Origin of the sequence: Corynebacterium sp. UBA4397, from assembly GCF_002390965.1 — a bacterium.
In the GTDB taxonomy this organism is placed as follows: domain Bacteria; phylum Actinomycetota; class Actinomycetes; order Mycobacteriales; family Mycobacteriaceae; genus Corynebacterium; species Corynebacterium flavescens.
On record NZ_DGRD01000031.1, the window covers coordinates 54,804 to 70,633 of the forward strand.

Here is a 15,830-nt window from a genome sequence, read left to right on the forward strand (position 1 = left end):
TCAGGAAACCTTTTTCTCCACCACGAACTCGGCGAGCTCGAGCGCGAGTGGTGCGGGAAGACGTACGTCGACAAGCGTGCCTTGGGGGGTGTACTCCTCCTCGCGCACGGTTCCATGGGCGTGGACGCGCGAAACGACGTCCCCGCGGGTAAAAGGCACCAACAACCGGACGTGTTCGTCGCGAGCGTTGAGGAAGAGCTCCACCCGCGAGGTGAGCTCGTCGACGCCTTGTCCCGTGCGGGCCGAAACATAGACCACGTTATCCCGGTCGAGGACGTGGCGCAGCTCGGCGAGGACGAGTGGATCCGCCTCATCAATCTTGTTGATGACAATAATCTCGGGCGGGGCCTTCTCGCCGGTGTCCTTGACGATGTCATAAATGACCTTGTTGACCGCCTCGATCTGCTTGAGGGGGAAGGGATCCGAGCCGTCGACGACGTGCAGCATGAGATCGGCGCCGAGGACCTCCTCCAGCGTGGACTTGAAGGCCTCGACGAGCTGCGTGGGCAGGTGGCGCACGAAGCCGACCGTATCGGTGAATACGACCTGGCGCCCGTCCCCCAGCTCTGCGCGGCGCGTGGTCGGGTCCAAGGTGGCAAAGAGCGCATCTTCCACCAAAACGCCCGCTCCGGTCATGGCGTTGATGAGACTGGATTTGCCCGCGTTGGTATAGCCGGCGATGGCAATCTGGGGCACCGAGGACGCGCGGCGTTGCGAGCGTTTGACCTCGCGCGCGGTCTTCATCGACTTAAGTTCCTTGCGCAGCAGCGCCATCTGCGTGCGGATGCGGCGCCTGTCGGTCTCGATCTTGGTCTCACCGGGGCCGCGCAATCCGACGCCGCCATTCGAGCCAGCGCGTCCGCCTGCCTGGCGCGAGAGGTTCCCGCCCCAGCCACGCGTATGGGTATACAGGTACTCCAGCTGCGCCAGAGAGACCTGGGCCTTGCCTTCCTTAGATTTGGCATGCTGGGCAAAGATATCGAGGATGAGCATCGTGCGGTCAATGACCTTGGTGTTGAGAGCACGCTCGAGCGCTGAGAGCTGGCCTGGGGTCAACTCTCCATCACAGACTACGGTGTCGGCGCCTGTGGACTCGACTATCTCCTTGAGCTCCTTGACCTTGCCGGAGCCGACAAAGGTACCAGGATCGGGCTTGTCACGCTTTTGATAGAGCATCTCGACGACGATGGCACCGGCGGTTTCCGTCAGCGCCGACAACTCAGCCATGGTGGCCTCGACCTCGGCGACGGTGCCTTCAGTCCACACGCCGACGAGAATAACCTGCTCGAGGCGGAGCTTTCGGTACTCGACTTCGTAGCCGTCCGTGGTGTCCTCAGCGTGGATGGTGGTATCCCGCGTAACGCGCTGGAAAGACCTGCGCTCGGCCAGATCGAGCTCGCCTGTTGTGGGATCTTCTAGGGAGGAGACTAGGCGTGTCTCCTGCGGAGCGTTGTCCCGAAAAGCGCGTTTGAGCAGCTCTTCGTGGGATGGCGCGGCATGCTGCCGCGATGGTTTTTGATTCTGTTCATGGGAATTGCTCATACTCGTCCTATTATCTCACGTCAGACGGGCAATTAGTCAATCGCATTTTGGGTTTGTGCACCTTATTCCCATGCTTTGCGCAGGTTCGGGAAGGCAGCGGCTTTTCACCGTTTGGCTTTGCGGGATACACTAGTCGACATGACCGCGAATGTTTCCGCCTCCGGCGCAGCCGTGAAAGACAACCTCGAAATGCAGGCCATTGGGCTGAACTTCGAGCGCTGGCAAGACGCCGTGGAGGCCGCAATCTCCACCAACCTTTTGACCGTGACCGGTGAGGTCCGGGGCGGTCAGCTCATCCAGTTCACTGACCCTTCCGGGGCAGAGATCAATATCCTCGCTGTCGAGCCCTTCGCTACTTACATTGGCTTCGAGGCTGTCACCCAGGCCTTCGCCCACGTAGACATGGTCAACGATGTCCTGGCTTACCTCGAGATTGTTGATCCTTTTGGCACTACCCTGGCAACTGCCACCGCTAACCTAGCGCAAGGCCCGCTGTTGGCTGATGTAGAGCAGCAGCAATGGCAGCAGGTCGGGATCACCGCGATGGGCCTTGATGTACGCCGCTATGCAGACGCCGATTCTTACGAGGCTTCCGAAGGGGCATACCCGGCTACTTTTAACTCCGAGGGTGCCGAAATCGTTGCCAAGGGCTCCGGTTCTCATGCCCCAACCCCAGCCTGTGAGTTCTCCGCCCGCGTCATGGAATCAGAATGGCGCCACAACCAGCTCACCGGAGAGAAGTTCATGCATCTCATCATGGACGGCGCGTTCCCCTTCGACCTTTGCCTGCCCGAGTCTTTCGGCGAACTACCCGAGAAAGGCTCCGTACTTGCAGGAACGGCGCTATTAACGGCCTCGATTGCACTTCCCACCGGCGGCGGATGCGGCGGCGGGAGCTGTGGCTGCGGCTCCGGAGGCTGCGGCGGACACTAGTTCGGCCGAGTCTCGATTAGGCAACAACTTGGTATCAACCGTCACAGTTCCCTCGGCTTGTTCGCGACAGCCTAGTAGAATTCCAAGTGTCTTTGTGCCTATGAGAGTTTGTCCAACAAGGCTTTTGTCCAACAAGGCTTTTGTTCAACAGGGCTCCAGCAAGATTCAACACAGTAAGGAGAAGGCGACGTTGATGCAGCTTCCGCTCCCCGGTAACGCCGCACACCGCTACCCGCTAAAGTTTGCGCTGGCGGTCATGCTTGCAGTATCGGCAACCGTCTTCCTCATCGCCACGTTGAAGCTTCCCGGCCTTGTCATTGCGCTCGCACTGACTGCGGCAGCTTGGCTGATGTTTAATTCGCGCCCGGCTTCCTCTGAGCAAATTGCGCTACGCAACTCCATCCGCCTGTCCGCAGAGGACCTACAGGACGTCATCATAGAGTTTCAAGACTTTGAGCTGAGTGAGGACACCGAGGCCATCGCGGATCGCACCCTGCACCGCCCTGCACTGCTCGACCTCGACTGCGCTTCCCCGGAAATTGAGGCTTTTCACTTCGACCTCGCCGGTGCACGGCGCTTCCTACGCCGGCTCAACACGCGGCTACAGTTCTCTAGCGTCACCAATGATGAGCTAGAAACCCTGCTTAAAGTCACTGACAAGCGCGCCGCAGAGCTCAAGGACAGCTGGCTTTTGGCCCGCAAGGCGGCGCTTGCCTTAGGCACAGACTACAACCGCCGCAAGAACCAAGACTAAAGGCTCGTTTGGCCCTCGGCCACTATTTTCGAAGGCCCGGTCAGCCTAGATCCGCCATCGAAAATATCGACCTGCACTTGGCCGCCTGGGACGTTGACGGTGACGCTTCCGGTTCCAAAGCCGCCGTCGGCAAGCGCGGCGCGAGCTGCAGCAACGGTGCCTGTCCCGCACGAGCGAGTCTCCCCGACCCCGCGCTCGAAGACGCGCATGTGCACCTGCCCCTCCTCCAAGGGGGTAAGAACCTCCACGTTGACGCCTGCAGGGAAGAAGTCTGCATCATAGTCGGGTTGGACAAAGCTCAGTTCTCCCAGACGGCGGGGCGTCAGGCCGGGCACGACGGCAGCCAAGTGCGGGTTGCCCATATCGACGCCCAAGCCGGCGAAGCGCTCGCCCGCCATCGACGCCGTAGAGACACCCGTGACCTTGGCTTCTCCCATTTCCACGCTGACGACGGCGTCATTAGCATCCCACGATTCCACCACGACTGGCTTGGCACCCGCGCGCGTGCCCACGGTAAACGCATCTGAGGACACCAGCCCGCGCGAGCGCAACCAATGAGCGAAGACGCGCGTGCCGTTGCCACACATTTCGGCAACGGAGCCATCGGCGTTGCGATAGTCCATGAACCAGTCATCCTCAGCGATTCCGGGAGCCAGGGCGGAAACCTCGCCCGCCTGCAGGAGCGCGCCCGCGCGCACGACGCGCAAAAGCCCATCTGCACCTATGCCTGCTCGGCGGTCACACAGCAGGGCGACGCGCTCCGGCGCAAGCGGGCGCTCCGCTGCATAATCCTCAACGATAATGAAGTCATTTTCGGTTCCGTGGCCTTTTGCAAATTTCATGCGCGCAATCCTACCCCACGATTTTTAGGGCCTGCGCCGCAGTATCTCCTTGCGCGTCGAGCCAATGAACTCTTCGATCGCGGTTGAACCATGAACGCTGACGCCGCACGTAGCGCCGGGTGCCGTAGATGGTCTGTTCCAGGGCTTCTTCCCAGGTCAGCTCACCGGTGAGGAAGGAAAGAACCTGCGCGTAGCCGATGGCACGCCCGGCGGTGGACTGGGCCACCAGGCCGCGCTCTTGCAGCAAACGCGCCTCATCTTCCAGACCGCGCTCGAACATCTGCCGCGTACGCAGCTCGATACGCGGGTTGAGCCACTCCCCCGTAGTTTTTAGCCCCAGTATGCGCGTACCCCACCGCGGTTCGGCGTCCTTGGGAGGCTGGCTGGCTTGGAAAGGCTTCCCGGTGAGCTCGATGACCTCCAGAGCCCGCACAGTGCGGCGCGGATCATTGTCCTCGATGATCAGCGCGGCGGCAGGGTCTACCGCGGCTAGCTCCGCGTGTAGTTCTGCAGTACCAATCTCACGCCGCCGCTGCTCATACTTCGCCCTGACCTGTGGATCAGTCGGCGGGAACTGCCAGTCATCGATGAGGGATTGGACGTAGAGCATGGACCCGCCAACGAGCAGCGGTACCTTGCCGCGGGCCATGATGTCCTCGACGTCGCGGATGGCGGCTTCTTGGTAGCGCGCCACCGACGCCGGTTCGGTGACATCCCACACGTCGAGCTGATGGTGTGGTATCCCCTCGCGCTCGTCCGGCATCAACTTCGCGGTACCAATGTCCATCCCCCGGTAGAGCTGCATGGAATCGACGTTTACTACCTCGCCGTCGAGCGCGTGCGCCAGGGCCAATCCCAGCGCGGACTTTCCCGAGGCCGTGGGCCCGACCACGGCAATAGGTTTTATCATCTCAAAGCTCCCATCCGGCTACGTAGCGACCCACGCCGAGGGTGGCATCTGCGGCTACAAGCTCCGCACTACGCGGACCCAGCCGCGCAAGCTCCTCCCACAGTTGGGGCTCTTGCACACCCGCGGCCGCAAGCGCATCCTTGTCACAGGGCTCGACATCTCGCCCGGCGCATACCTTTTGGCACCAGTGGTGGGTGTGTACTGCGCCTTCGACAAGCGCAAGCGGCGCCCGCTGTGTCAACCCGGCACTACCGTCAACGACGACGACGGTGAGCGTATCCTCGCGCGGCACCCCCAGGTTCGCGCGCGATTCCTCGACGCCCAGTCCTGGCACGAAGCTTAAAACGTAGCGCGCCAAAAGCTCCGGCAGGAAGATCCCCGCGCCCACGCTAAGCGACGCCGCCCCCCACGCCCGGAAACTCCCCTCAAGGCCCGTGCGCCAACGCTTATCCCGCGAGCCCACAATATCCACTTTCTCGATACCCGCCTTCATGGCCGAACGCGCGCACTGTACGGCAGCTTCGAGCAGGATGCGGCTGGGGGCGTCCGCAGGGGAAAGCTCGCGGACGAGGGCGGGGCTGGAGGGCATCACCAATATTCTTCTCATTGATTGACCATCTTAGCCGCGGGGAAGGAACATAATTAAAAGTTCCTCCTCCGCGAGCAAGTGGTTCGCGGTAGGGTAAAGAGTCGAATGTGACGTAATCATTGGCAGCCGTGTCGCGCGGCGTATGTGTATTTTATAAGGACGGTTCAAGATGACCCCCATCCCCAGCCCAGGTGCAATGCCCAAGAAGGGTCCGCGCCAGAGCGCCCAGTCTGCGATAGTCTCCACTCCTGCTCGCAGCAATCCAGCTGATTGGGGCCGCGTGGCCGAAGACGGAACCGTGTACGTCACGGGTTCCGAGGGAGAGCGCAAGATCGGACAGTGGCAGGCTGGCACGCCGGCCGAGGGTTTGGCGCACTATGGATCCCGCTATGACGATCTCGCCACGGAAGTCGAGCTTTTGGAGGCTCGCCTCAAAGCGCACCCTGCGGAGGCGGAATCGATCAAGGCCAGCGCCAAGGAGCTGCAACTAGGCCTCCCTGAGGCGGCAGTCATCGGTGACATTGCGGCTTTGGATACTCGCCTTTTAGACATCATCGAGCACTCCGTTAAGGCCGGAGAAGTCGCGGCACAGCAGCGCCAAGAGCGGCGCGCCGAGGCAATCGCGGCCAAGGAGAAGCTCGCCAACGAGGCGGAGGCCATTGCGGCAGAATCCACCGAATGGCGCGCGGCCGGCGATCGCATCCGTGAGATTCTTGAGGAATGGAAGCAGATCAAGGGCATCGATCGCAAGAGCGATGACGCGCTGTGGAAGCGCTACTCGCGTGCCCGTGATTCCTTCAATCGTCGGCGCGGCGCACACTTTGCCGAACTTGATCGCAACCGGGCCACGGCGCGGAAGAAGAAGGAAGACCTCGTCGAGCGAGCACGCGCGCTCCAGGAATCCACGGATTGGGCCGAGACCGCCCGTGCATACCGCGATCTTATGACCGAATGGAAGGCAGCCGGGCGCGCCCCCCGCGAGGTCGATGACAAGCTGTGGGCCGCATTCCGGGCCGCCCAAGATCACTTCTTCGATGCCCGCAACGCCGTCAACGATGAGCGCGACAAGGAATTTGCCTCCAACGCGGCAGCCAAGGACGCGCTTATCGCTGAATATGATGCGCAAATTGATCCTGCGCATTCGATCGATGCAGCAAAAGCCAAGCTACGTGAGTTGCAGGAAAAGTGGGAAGAGATTGGTTTCGTCCCGCGCGCCCAGGTTCGCGAGTACGAGGCTAAGATCGAGGCCCTAGAAAAGCGCGTCTCCGCGGCAGAAGAGCAGCAGTGGCGCCGCACGGATCCTGAGGCGCAGGCTCGTGCCGCCCAGTTCCAGGCCAAGGTCGATGACTTCCTGGCCCAAGCGCAAGCCGCTGAGGCGAAGGGAGACTCTTCACGGGCCGCCTCCCTGCGTGCGCAGGCTGAGCAATGGCAAGAATTCGCTGACGTGGCTGCACGCGCAATTAACGACAACTAAGTGCAACTGGTGCAAATAGCGCCGCCCCCTCTAGGGGCGGCGGAGCCGGGCGATTGCATCCGCACTTTTGTATTTTGCGCGAACTTGGCAGCCCAAGAAGCATGTGGCGACGCGGCGGCATCAACCACCACCCACCGCGTGCTTCAGGGTCTGCGCGGATCGAGCGAGTATCGCGGATACTTATTCGGGGTCGTTGCCCACCCTCCCACCCTCGGGGAAGTGTCTTCTCTGGGATTCGTTTCCGTTCCCGCAGCCGCTCCTTCGCCGGAGTTGGACTGCGAAGGATTCATCAATATCTCCTTGCCGCTCAAGGAAGACACTTCCACCGCAGAGATCGAGCTTGTCTTTGCTCCTGAATATTTGCCCTTGCCCGGTGAAGAATTCGACCCAGATGCGCGCGAGCTTGCGCTGTGGATGGCGCGCACAGCCCTAGATCTCGTGCGCCGTCTTGGACGCGACATAGCCCAGGTGGGTCTTCTGCACCCGCCAGACCTCTCACCCCAGAAGGACGCGCTAGCGGGCGTATACGCGGAGCTGGGCTTCGAACTGCGACATAGCGAGCAGCAGCTGGTCAGTGAGATTGCCTCGAACCCAGTCACCCCACTCATCACACCGGGGCTGAGCGCGCAGGTATGGCCGGACTATGATATTCCCGAGCGCTACCTCGACGATGTCACGCGCCTCCTTACCCTCGCCACCGCAGACTCTCATCACGGAAAACTGACGGTCGCGCCCCAGCCCTGGGACCGCGAACGCTTGGCTCAGGCACGCTCTCGCATCCGCGTCCGCCGCGCGCACACTCTCTTGGCCGCTGTGCTCGACTCCGATGGGCAAGTCCTAGCTTTGACCGAGCTGGCGCGCCAAGAAGATGCCGATCCCCAAGTATGCGAGTGGACGCTGACCGTGAGCGACCGCTCTTATCGCGGCCGTGGGCTGGCCATGTTGGCCAAGCTAGTCGCACTCCACAAAGTAAACGCCTATTGGCCACACGTGCGCCGCGCCTACTTCTCCCTAGCGGCCGAGGATAAGGCCATGGCAGCCATCTACGCTCACCTTGGGGCAAAAGTCATCTCCCAGGCCTCGGCGTGGGAGAAGAAGTTGCGCTAGCTAGTCTTGGTGTCGGTGGCGGGCTGCGGCTTGGCGGCGCCTATCGTCGACAAGCAGGGGATTCTCCTCGGCGGGGGCGTTAAATGCCACCTCGGACTGCAGGCGCGCTACGGAATCGAGTTCCCCAGCCGCCGCGCGAGCTCGCGCTTCCGCCTCCTGCTGAGCTGGGCTGCGACGCAGCGCGACCAGGCTATAGGCCAAGAAAGCAGCGCCGCTTGCCACCACCGCCAGCCACATGCCGATACCAGGGCCGTCACCAGTGGATCCGCGGAACCAGAAACCCCACAGCGAGATGAAGAAGGCTACCGTCACCATCATCCACGCCACTAGACCAAGGTTGGTGCGGTGAGTAAGAAGGGTGAGGGGGGTGAGGATACCCAGGCCAAGAAGCCGCAACCACGCCGCAACAACTTCCATCAGCGAGATTTTGACCCCTTCGCTGCCTACCCCAAGGAGCAATGCCTCCCAACCGTGGGCTGAGCCCGCGTAGGGAAGAACCAGCGAGAGGTAGAAGGCCACCGCCGCAACCGCCAAGGTGATCGATTGATTGCGCAAATCCATCTTCTTGGCGGCCTGACGCTCGGCCTCGTGGGCACTCTTTTCACTCATAAAGCACTACCCTACTCCGTGCAGCAACCCGAGCCGGTGGCAGCGGAAGCCCGTATCGTGGGCAGGCCAAGCCCCACGCCGACGGGCGCGGTCGTGGGTGTCTTCCCCGCGGCCGACATATCTCCGGCCTTGGTGCGCCTATGCCCGGTTATTCCCGAGTCGGCGACGAGGAAGAAGGAACCCGCGTCGGTGACGCGCGTGTGCACTACGTCTCCCGGGCGAATCTCCCCCGCCATCTCCTTCCCCTCCACGGTCGCGGGTGCGAAGTGGACCAGCCTGCCATCGCGAGCGCGACCACTGAGGCGGTGGGTCTCATCGTTCTTGCGGCCGCCCTCGGACTGCACAAGCAGCTCTACGTCGGTGCCGATGAGGCGGGAGTTCTCCTCCGCCTGAATACGATCCTGCAGGGCCACTAGGCGCTCGAAACGCTCTTGAACCACCGCTTTGGGTACCTGCTCTGCCATATCTGCGGCAGGCGTGCCCGGACGCGGCGAATACTGGAAAGTATAGGCGGAGGCGAAACGAGCGCGCTCAACTACATCGAGCGTAGCCTGGAAGTCTTCCTCCGTCTCGCCCGGGAATCCGACGATGATGTCCGTGGTAATGGCGGCGTGCGGCATCTTCTCCCGAACTTCCTCGAGGATCCCTAGGAACTTGCGCGAACGATAGGAACGGCGCATTTCCTTAAGAACCCTGTCGGATCCGGATTGCAGGGGCATATGCAGCTGGGGACATACCGCGGGAGTCTCGGCCATTGCCTCGATGACATCCGAGCTAAACTCTGCCGGGTGCGGGGAGGTAAAACGCAGCCGCTCCAGGCCTTCAATCTGGCCAACTGCACGCAAGAGCTTGGAGAAGGCAAACTTGTCTCGTGGCAGATCCGGATCGGCAAAGTTCACGCCATAGGCATTGACGTTTTGACCCAGCAGCGTGATTTCGGAAACCCCCTGCTCCACGAGAGCTTGCACCTCAGCCAAGATGTCGCCGGGGCGGCGGTCCTCTTCCTTGCCGCGCAGGGAAGGAACGATGCAGAAGGTGCACGTATTATTGCAGCCTACCGACACAGAGACCCATCCTGCGTAGGCCGATTCACGCTTGGCGGGCAACACCGAGGGGAAGGCTTCGAGGGAATCGACGATCTCGACTTGGGCCTCATTGTTGTGGCGGGCTCGCTCGAGAAGCGCCGGCAGCGCCCCCATGTTGTGGGTGCCGAATACGGCGTCGACCCACGGGGCGTTATCTAGAACAGTGTCCTTGTCCTTTTGCGCCAAGCAGCCGCCGACGGCGATCTGCATGCCGGGGTGATTGTCCTTGACCTTCTTTAAGGCGCCCAGGGTGCCGTAGAGCCTTTTGTCAGCATTGTCGCGGACGGCGCAGGTATTAAAGACCACGAGGTCTGGGTCCGAGTCCTTGGCCGCGCTGTAGCCGGCCTGCTCTAAGAGGCCGGAGATTCGCTCGGAGTCGTGGACATTCATCTGACAGCCAAAGGTTCGCACCTCATAGGTGCGAGGTGCTGATGGGGTATTTGACGCGCTCACGCTTGGCCATTCTAACGGCCAGATCTTTCAACTCATAACACCCTTCCTTCCGCCTCAATGCGCGTATGGTTTTGCACCAGCAAGCGATTTATCTATAGAGTAATAGAAAGGTGCTTTGCCTCCCCACGGCTCAATCATCGACACTTAAGGACCTTAGAGATAAATCACTGGTCAACGACCACTTTATTTATAAGGTTCGGATTGTTATTCATCCGTTACCGGAACTAGCGCCGTAGCAGCTCGAAAGTCACCTACTATCCCAATATGTTTCAGTTCACAATAGACAAGGACATGTGAAATGAATGATTCTGTGCTCAACCCCGCTGGTGACGCAGCGGTCGGCACTCCGATGATAAAGATTGAGGGCGTCAATAAGTACTTTGATGACTTCCATGCTCTCACCGACATCAACTTGGAGATCGGACACGGGGAAGTCGTAGTCGTTCTTGGTCCTTCGGGCTCCGGCAAGTCAACACTCTGCCGAACCATCAACCGCCTCGAGACCGTCGAGGAAGGCACCATTTCGATCGACAACAAGATTCTGCCCGAGGAGGGAAACCAGCTGGCGAAGCTCCGGGCGGATGTCGGAATGGTTTTCCAGCAATTCAATCTCTTTCCTCACCTGAGCATCAAAGAGAATGTCACTCTCGGCCCCATCAAGGTACGCAAGATGAAGAAGGCCGAGGCCGACAAGCTGGCTATGCAATTGCTTGATCGCGTCGGCATCGCCACCCAGGCGGAGAAGTACCCGGCGCAGCTTTCGGGCGGCCAGCAGCAGCGTGTGGCCATCGCCCGCGCGCTGGCCATGAGGCCCAAGGTCATGCTTTTCGACGAACCCACTTCGGCCCTCGACCCTGAAATGGTCAACGAGGTCCTCGACGTCATGACTGACCTGGCAAAGGAAGGCATGACGATGGTCGTGGTCACCCACGAGATGGGCTTCGCCCGCAAGGCCGCGGACCGAATCCTGTTCATGGCTGATGGCGAGATCGTCGAGGATACCGACCCCGAGTCCTTCTTCAACAATCCTCAGTCCAGCCGTGCCAAGGATTTCTTGGGCAAGATCTTGCATCACTAAGACCTCCAGTCGAATTTCCTCCCTCCAGCTCATCCAACCCACTCATCAAGGAGAAAATCTCATGTCTCGTTCTTTCACTCGCATCGCCGCCACCGTCGCCGCCCTTGCTGCTACCGGCTCAGTCCTCGTAGCCTGCGGTTCTTCCGACGACGGAGAGGGCCTGCTCTCCAAAATCGAATCCGGCTCCGTGACCATCGGTACGAAGTTTGACCAGCCCGGCCTCGGCCTGCGCGAGGGTGACGGCAAAATGACCGGCCTCGACGTCGACGTCGCCACTTACGTGGTCAATCAGATCGCCAAGGACAAGGGCTGGGCAGAGCCCACCATCGAGTGGCGTGAGTCGCCCTCGGCTCAGCGCGAGACCCTCATCCAAAACGGTGAGGTCGATATCATCGCGGCTACCTATTCCATCAACGCCTCGCGTGCGGAGAAGGTCAACTTCGGTGGCCCTTACCTGCTCACCCACCAAGCGTTGCTGGTCTCCAAGGACAACACTGACATCACCGGCCTAGATGGACTCGACGGCAAGATCCTCTGTTCGGTCACCGGTTCCACCCCGGCTCAGAAGGTCAAGGAATCACTCCCCACCGTGCAGCTGCAGGAGTATGACACCTATTCTTCCTGTGTCGAGGCACTCGGCCAGGGCAATGTCGATGCTCTGACCACAGACGCCACCATCCTCAACGGCTACTCGGCTCAGAACGAGGGCAAGTTCAAGCTCGTCGAGCTGGAAAAGGACGGCGCTCCCTTCACAGATGAGTACTACGGCATTGGCCTGAAGAAGGACGATACCGAGGCCACCGACGCCATCAACAAGGCCCTCGAGGAAATGCAGACCTCGGGCGAGTTCGACGAAATCGTCTCCGCCAACCTTGGCGATGGCGGCGGAATTGAGCCAGGCAAGGTCGGCGACCTCTCCTTCATCAAGTCCTAAAAGCGCCGGCAGGGAGAAATCCGCTGAATGCGGCTCCCTGCCTTAACCGTTTTCTACACCTCACCCGCAAAGGAAAATCATGAGTTCAATGTGGACTCAGCTGGGCCCGGCCCTCTGGCCGGCTTTCTGGCTGACTATTCAGCTCACCCTTTGGTCCGCCCTCGGCTCCATGGTGTTGGGCACCATTCTCGCGGCGATGCGTGTTTCCCCCGTCTCGGTTCTGCGCTGGTTCGCCACCACCTACATCACGATCCTGCGCAACACTCCGTTGACACTGGTCATCCTCTTCTGCTCTTTCGGCCTCTATCAGAATCTAGGTTTGGCTCTGGCCAGCCGCGATTCAGCCACCTTCCTGGTTGATAACAACTTCCGCCTCGCTATCTTGGGCTTCATCGCCTATACCTCGGCCTTCGTGGCGGAGTCGCTACGCTCTGGTATCAACACAGTCGATTTTGGCCAGGCCGAGGCTGCGCGTTCGTTGGGGCTGACGTTTAATCAAACTTTCGGCAAAATCGTCTTCCCTCAAGCCCTTCGCGCGGCAATCGTGCCGCTGGGCAATACCCTTATTGCTTTGACCAAGAACACCACCATCGCTTCTGTCATCGGCGTCGCGGAAGCCTCGCTGCTGATGAAGTCCACCATCGAGATGCATGCCAGCCAGCTATTTATCATCTTCTTCATCTTCGCGCTCGGCTTCATCATCTTGACCCTGCCGATGGGACTTGGCCTAGGCAAGCTATCTGAGAAACTGGCGGTGCAGAAATAATGTCTGTACGCGCAACAGTCCTCTATGACGCGCCCGGCCCCAAGGGACGGCGCAACAACCGGATCTATACCGCGATAGTTTCCCTCATTCTCTTAGCTATCTTCGGGTGGATAATAGCCACTCTTAACAGCCGCGGCCAGTTTGCTAGCGACCTGTGGACTCCCTTCCTCAAGGCTCAGACATGGACGACCTACCTGCTGCCTGGCCTGAAGGGAACGCTGTTTTCGGCCATCGCTTCAATCTTCTTGGCCATCGTCTTCGGTGTCCTCTTCGGATTGGGACGCCTGAGCGAGAACATTTTCGTTCGCAAGTTCTGTGGGGTAATAGTGGAGTTCTTCCGCGCCATCCCCGTGCTGCTTCTGATGATCTTTGCCTATCAGCTCTTCGCCATCTACAACATGGTGCCCTCTCGGCACCTGGCGTTTAGTGCGGTAGTCTTGGCCCTGACCCTCTACAACGGCTCAGTTATCGCAGAAATCCTGCGCTCGGGAATTCGTTCTCTGCCCAAGGGGCAGACCGAAGCTGCTCGGGCGCTGGGACTTACCCACCGCCAGACCATGGTTAAGATTCTCCTGCCGCAGGCCGTTGCCGCCATGTTGCCCGCTCTGATTTCACAGATGGTCATCGCGCTGAAGGATTCGGCCCTGGGCTATCAGATTGGCTACGTCGAGGTTGTTCGCTCCGGCATCCAATCTGCTTCCTTCAACCAGAACTACCTCGCCTCTTTGACCGTGGTGGCAATCATCATGATCGTCATCAACTGGGGTCTTACCGTCCTCGCAGAACGCATCGAACGCCAGCTACGAGCCGGGCGAGCGCGTAAGAACATCGTGGCCAAGGTTCCGCAGCATCCTTCCCAGGGACTCGAAACCAAGGACCAGGTCAACGCTGACTGGCACGCCCCTGGTTACAAAGAAATCCGCAACCCTAACGAGTAATCACCCTCGCCAACAACGGCCTGCGCCTCCATTCACGTGGCGCGGGCCGTTTAGTCGTCCTCGAGCTGCGATATCCGTTCCTCGAGAGCTTCCCTTGCAATACGCAGAGAGGCCACCTGTGAGTAGCCGCGCCGAGCAAGAACCCCCACCACGCGGCGCAGCTGCTTGTCGAAGTCGCCCCGATCCGCCGGCACCGCCTTAATACTGCGGGCTTTCTTGAACGCGAGAACGCGGGCCTGCTCCTCCTCGGATTCCTCAGAGACCTGGGAAAGAGCCGTGCTGCGTTCCTCAGCGCCTATCCCCTTCTGCTGTAGCTCGCGGTCGAGGACCCACCTTGACTTCCCGCGGGCTGCATGGCGTTGGCGGACCCATTCTTTGGCAAAACTCTCATCATCGACCAAACCGAGGCGAACTAGGTCCGCGATGACCTCCGCGACTATCTCTGGGTCGAAGTCGAGAGCAAGGAGACGGGTCTTAAGCTCGTGGCGTGAACGCGCTCGGTGGTCGAGCAAAAGCAGCGCACGGTTGCGCACCTTAGCCATTGCGGCGTCTTTTTCATGATCAAAAAGCTCGCCGCCGCCCGCACCAGATTCATATTCTTCCAGGGCATGGCGCAAAGCGGCGAGCTTATCGCGTGGAGCAGTGCTCATTTAATCATCATCGAAGTCAACGTTGGGAACCAGATCCACCGCGTCATCCGTGAGGGGATCATCCGCGCCCGGGACATCCATGGCAACGGAATCATCGGCCGGAACGGCACCACCAACGCCCAGCTTCTCGAAGATCTTGCGCTCGATCTCATCCGCCAAGGCCTTGTTGTCCTTCAGGAAGTTGCGCGCCTTTTCCTTGCCTTGCCCCAACTGGTCACCCTCGTAGGTAAACCAAGAGCCGGATTTCTTAATGAAGCCGTTTTCCACACCGAGGTCGATGATGGAGGACTCACGCGAAATGCCCTCGCCATACATGATGTCGAACTCGGCGATCTTGAAAGGCGGCGATACCTTGTTCTTAACAACCTTGAGCTTGGTCCGGTTGCCTATGGCGTCTTGGCCGTCCTTGAGTGTTTGAATGCGGCGAATATCGCAGCGCACCGACGCGTAGAACTTCAGCGCCTTGCCGCCTGTGGTGGTCTCGGGAGAACCGAACATGACGCCGATCTTCTCACGCAGCTGGTTGATGAAAATCGCGGTAGTGCCAGAGTTATAGAGCGCGCCCGTCATCTTGCGCAGGGCCTGAGACATCAAACGGGCCTGCAAACCGACGTGGCTATCTCCCATCTCGCCCTCAATTTCCGCCTTTGGAGTTAGAGCAGCAACCGAGTCAATGACGATAATATCGATGGCGCCGGAACGCACCAGCATATCGGCGATCTCCAAAGCCTGCTCACCCGTGTCCGGCTGAGAGACGAGCAAGTTGTCGGTGTCTACGCCCAGCAACCGGGCGTACCCCGGATCGAGTGCGTGCTCGGCATCGATAAAAGCGGCAATGCCCCCTGCCTTCTGAGCCGAAGCAATGGCATGCAAGGCAACGGTGGTCTTACCCGAAGACTCTGGACCATAGATCTCCACGATGCGACCGCGGGGGAAGCCTCCGATGCCAAGAGCGATGTCGATAGCGGTATTTCCAGAGGAAATGACCTGGATGGGAGGGCGGTTGTCATCCCCCAAACGCATGACCGCACCCTTGCCAAAGTCCTTTTCAATCATAGACATGGCGGCATCCAAGGCCTTCTTGCGATCATCGCCCTTGGTTGCGGCCGAAACGGACTTCTTCTTTGTAGCCATGCTGTATACCTATCTTGTCTCTACCGGTACTT

At 60.1% G+C, this 15,830-nt stretch carries 16 protein-coding genes; 8 read left to right on the top strand and 8 right to left on the bottom strand.

All coding sequences use genetic code 11. The features are described 5' to 3' along the window. A complete protein-coding gene (gene hflX / locus B2696_RS06950) occupies positions 1 to 1,542 on the bottom strand; it encodes a GTPase HflX (protein WP_286954668.1) in 1,542 nt (513 codons plus the stop codon). Between the two features lie 138 nt (positions 1,543 to 1,680). Here hflX and B2696_RS06955 point away from each other — a divergent pair, with 138 nt between their 5' ends. Together B2696_RS06955 and B2696_RS06960 are read left to right on the top strand one after the other, a co-directional pair. After that, on the top strand, positions 1,681 to 2,475 hold the full coding sequence (locus B2696_RS06955; RefSeq protein WP_075729964.1) for a hypothetical protein: 795 nt from the start codon (positions 1,681 to 1,683) through the stop codon (positions 2,473 to 2,475). 193 nt (positions 2,476 to 2,668) lie between these two features. Beyond that, a complete protein-coding gene (locus B2696_RS06960) occupies positions 2,669 to 3,229 on the top strand; it encodes a hypothetical protein (RefSeq protein ID WP_075729965.1) in 561 nt (186 codons plus the stop codon). Here B2696_RS06960 and dapF read toward each other — a convergent pair. The 3 genes from dapF to B2696_RS06975 are packed head-to-tail and all read right to left on the bottom strand — an operon-like array spanning position 3,226 to position 5,570. Then, on the bottom strand, positions 3,226 to 4,071 hold the full coding sequence (gene dapF, locus B2696_RS06965) for a diaminopimelate epimerase (protein ID WP_276622873.1): 846 nt from the start codon (positions 4,069 to 4,071) through the stop codon (positions 3,226 to 3,228). The genes B2696_RS06960 and dapF overlap by 4 nt on opposite strands. A gap of 10 nt (positions 4,072 to 4,081) precedes the next feature. Continuing rightward, a complete protein-coding gene (gene miaA, locus B2696_RS06970; RefSeq protein WP_276622876.1) occupies positions 4,082 to 4,981 on the bottom strand; it encodes a tRNA (adenosine(37)-N6)-dimethylallyltransferase MiaA in 900 nt (299 codons plus the stop codon). Between the two features lies 1 nt (position 4,982). Beyond that, positions 4,983 to 5,570, bottom strand: a complete 588-nt coding sequence (locus B2696_RS06975; protein ID WP_307722791.1) for a hypothetical protein — start codon at positions 5,568 to 5,570, stop codon at positions 4,983 to 4,985. Positions 5,571 to 5,739: 169 nt separating this feature from the next. Here B2696_RS06975 and B2696_RS06980 point away from each other — a divergent pair, with 169 nt between their 5' ends. After that, positions 5,740 to 7,044, top strand: a complete 1,305-nt coding sequence (locus tag B2696_RS06980) for a DUF349 domain-containing protein (RefSeq protein WP_286954675.1) — start codon at positions 5,740 to 5,742, stop codon at positions 7,042 to 7,044. An 84-nt stretch (positions 7,045 to 7,128) separates the two neighbouring features. Beyond that, on the top strand, positions 7,129 to 8,151 hold the full coding sequence (locus B2696_RS06985; RefSeq protein WP_286954677.1) for a GNAT family N-acetyltransferase: 1,023 nt from the start codon (positions 7,129 to 7,131) through the stop codon (positions 8,149 to 8,151). Here B2696_RS06985 and B2696_RS06990 read toward each other — a convergent pair whose 3' ends face one another. Together B2696_RS06990 and miaB are read right to left on the bottom strand one after the other, a co-directional pair. Beyond that, the gene (locus tag B2696_RS06990; protein ID WP_075729971.1) at positions 8,152 to 8,760 is read right to left on the bottom strand and encodes a hypothetical protein; all 609 of its coding nucleotides are present in this window, start codon (positions 8,758 to 8,760) and stop codon (positions 8,152 to 8,154) included. Between the two features lie 11 nt (positions 8,761 to 8,771). Continuing rightward, positions 8,772 to 10,256 carry a tRNA (N6-isopentenyl adenosine(37)-C2)-methylthiotransferase MiaB gene (gene miaB / locus B2696_RS06995; RefSeq protein WP_312954910.1) on the bottom strand — a complete coding sequence of 495 codons (1,485 nt, stop codon included), beginning with the start codon at positions 10,254 to 10,256 and terminating at the stop codon, positions 8,772 to 8,774. A gap of 391 nt (positions 10,257 to 10,647) precedes the next feature. Between miaB and gluA the strand changes: the two genes are divergently transcribed. From gluA to B2696_RS07015, 4 genes are all read left to right on the top strand, one after another. Continuing rightward, positions 10,648 to 11,376, top strand: a complete 729-nt coding sequence (gene gluA, locus B2696_RS07000) for a glutamate ABC transporter ATP-binding protein GluA (protein WP_286954742.1) — start codon at positions 10,648 to 10,650, stop codon at positions 11,374 to 11,376. Between the two features lie 61 nt (positions 11,377 to 11,437). Then, positions 11,438 to 12,310 (top strand): glutamate ABC transporter substrate-binding protein, encoded by an 873-nt coding sequence (locus tag B2696_RS07005; RefSeq protein ID WP_286954681.1) that lies wholly within the window; start codon positions 11,438 to 11,440, stop codon positions 12,308 to 12,310. 79 nt (positions 12,311 to 12,389) lie between these two features. Then, a complete protein-coding gene (locus B2696_RS07010) occupies positions 12,390 to 13,076 on the top strand; it encodes an amino acid ABC transporter permease (RefSeq protein WP_075729974.1) in 687 nt (228 codons plus the stop codon). Then, complete coding sequence (locus B2696_RS07015) at positions 13,076 to 14,014, top strand: amino acid ABC transporter permease (RefSeq protein ID WP_075729975.1); 939 nt, start codon at positions 13,076 to 13,078, stop codon at positions 14,012 to 14,014. Before B2696_RS07010 ends, B2696_RS07015 begins: the two co-directional genes overlap by 1 nt. A 50-nt stretch (positions 14,015 to 14,064) precedes the next feature. Here B2696_RS07015 and recX read toward each other — a convergent pair whose 3' ends face one another. Together recX and recA are read right to left on the bottom strand one after the other, a co-directional pair. Continuing rightward, on the bottom strand, positions 14,065 to 14,664 hold the full coding sequence (gene recX / locus B2696_RS07020) for a recombination regulator RecX (RefSeq protein WP_286954684.1): 600 nt from the start codon (positions 14,662 to 14,664) through the stop codon (positions 14,065 to 14,067). Continuing rightward, on the bottom strand, positions 14,665 to 15,798 hold the full coding sequence (recA, locus tag B2696_RS07025) for a recombinase RecA (protein ID WP_286954686.1): 1,134 nt from the start codon (positions 15,796 to 15,798) through the stop codon (positions 14,665 to 14,667). Positions 15,799 to 15,830: the final 32 nt, after the last annotated feature.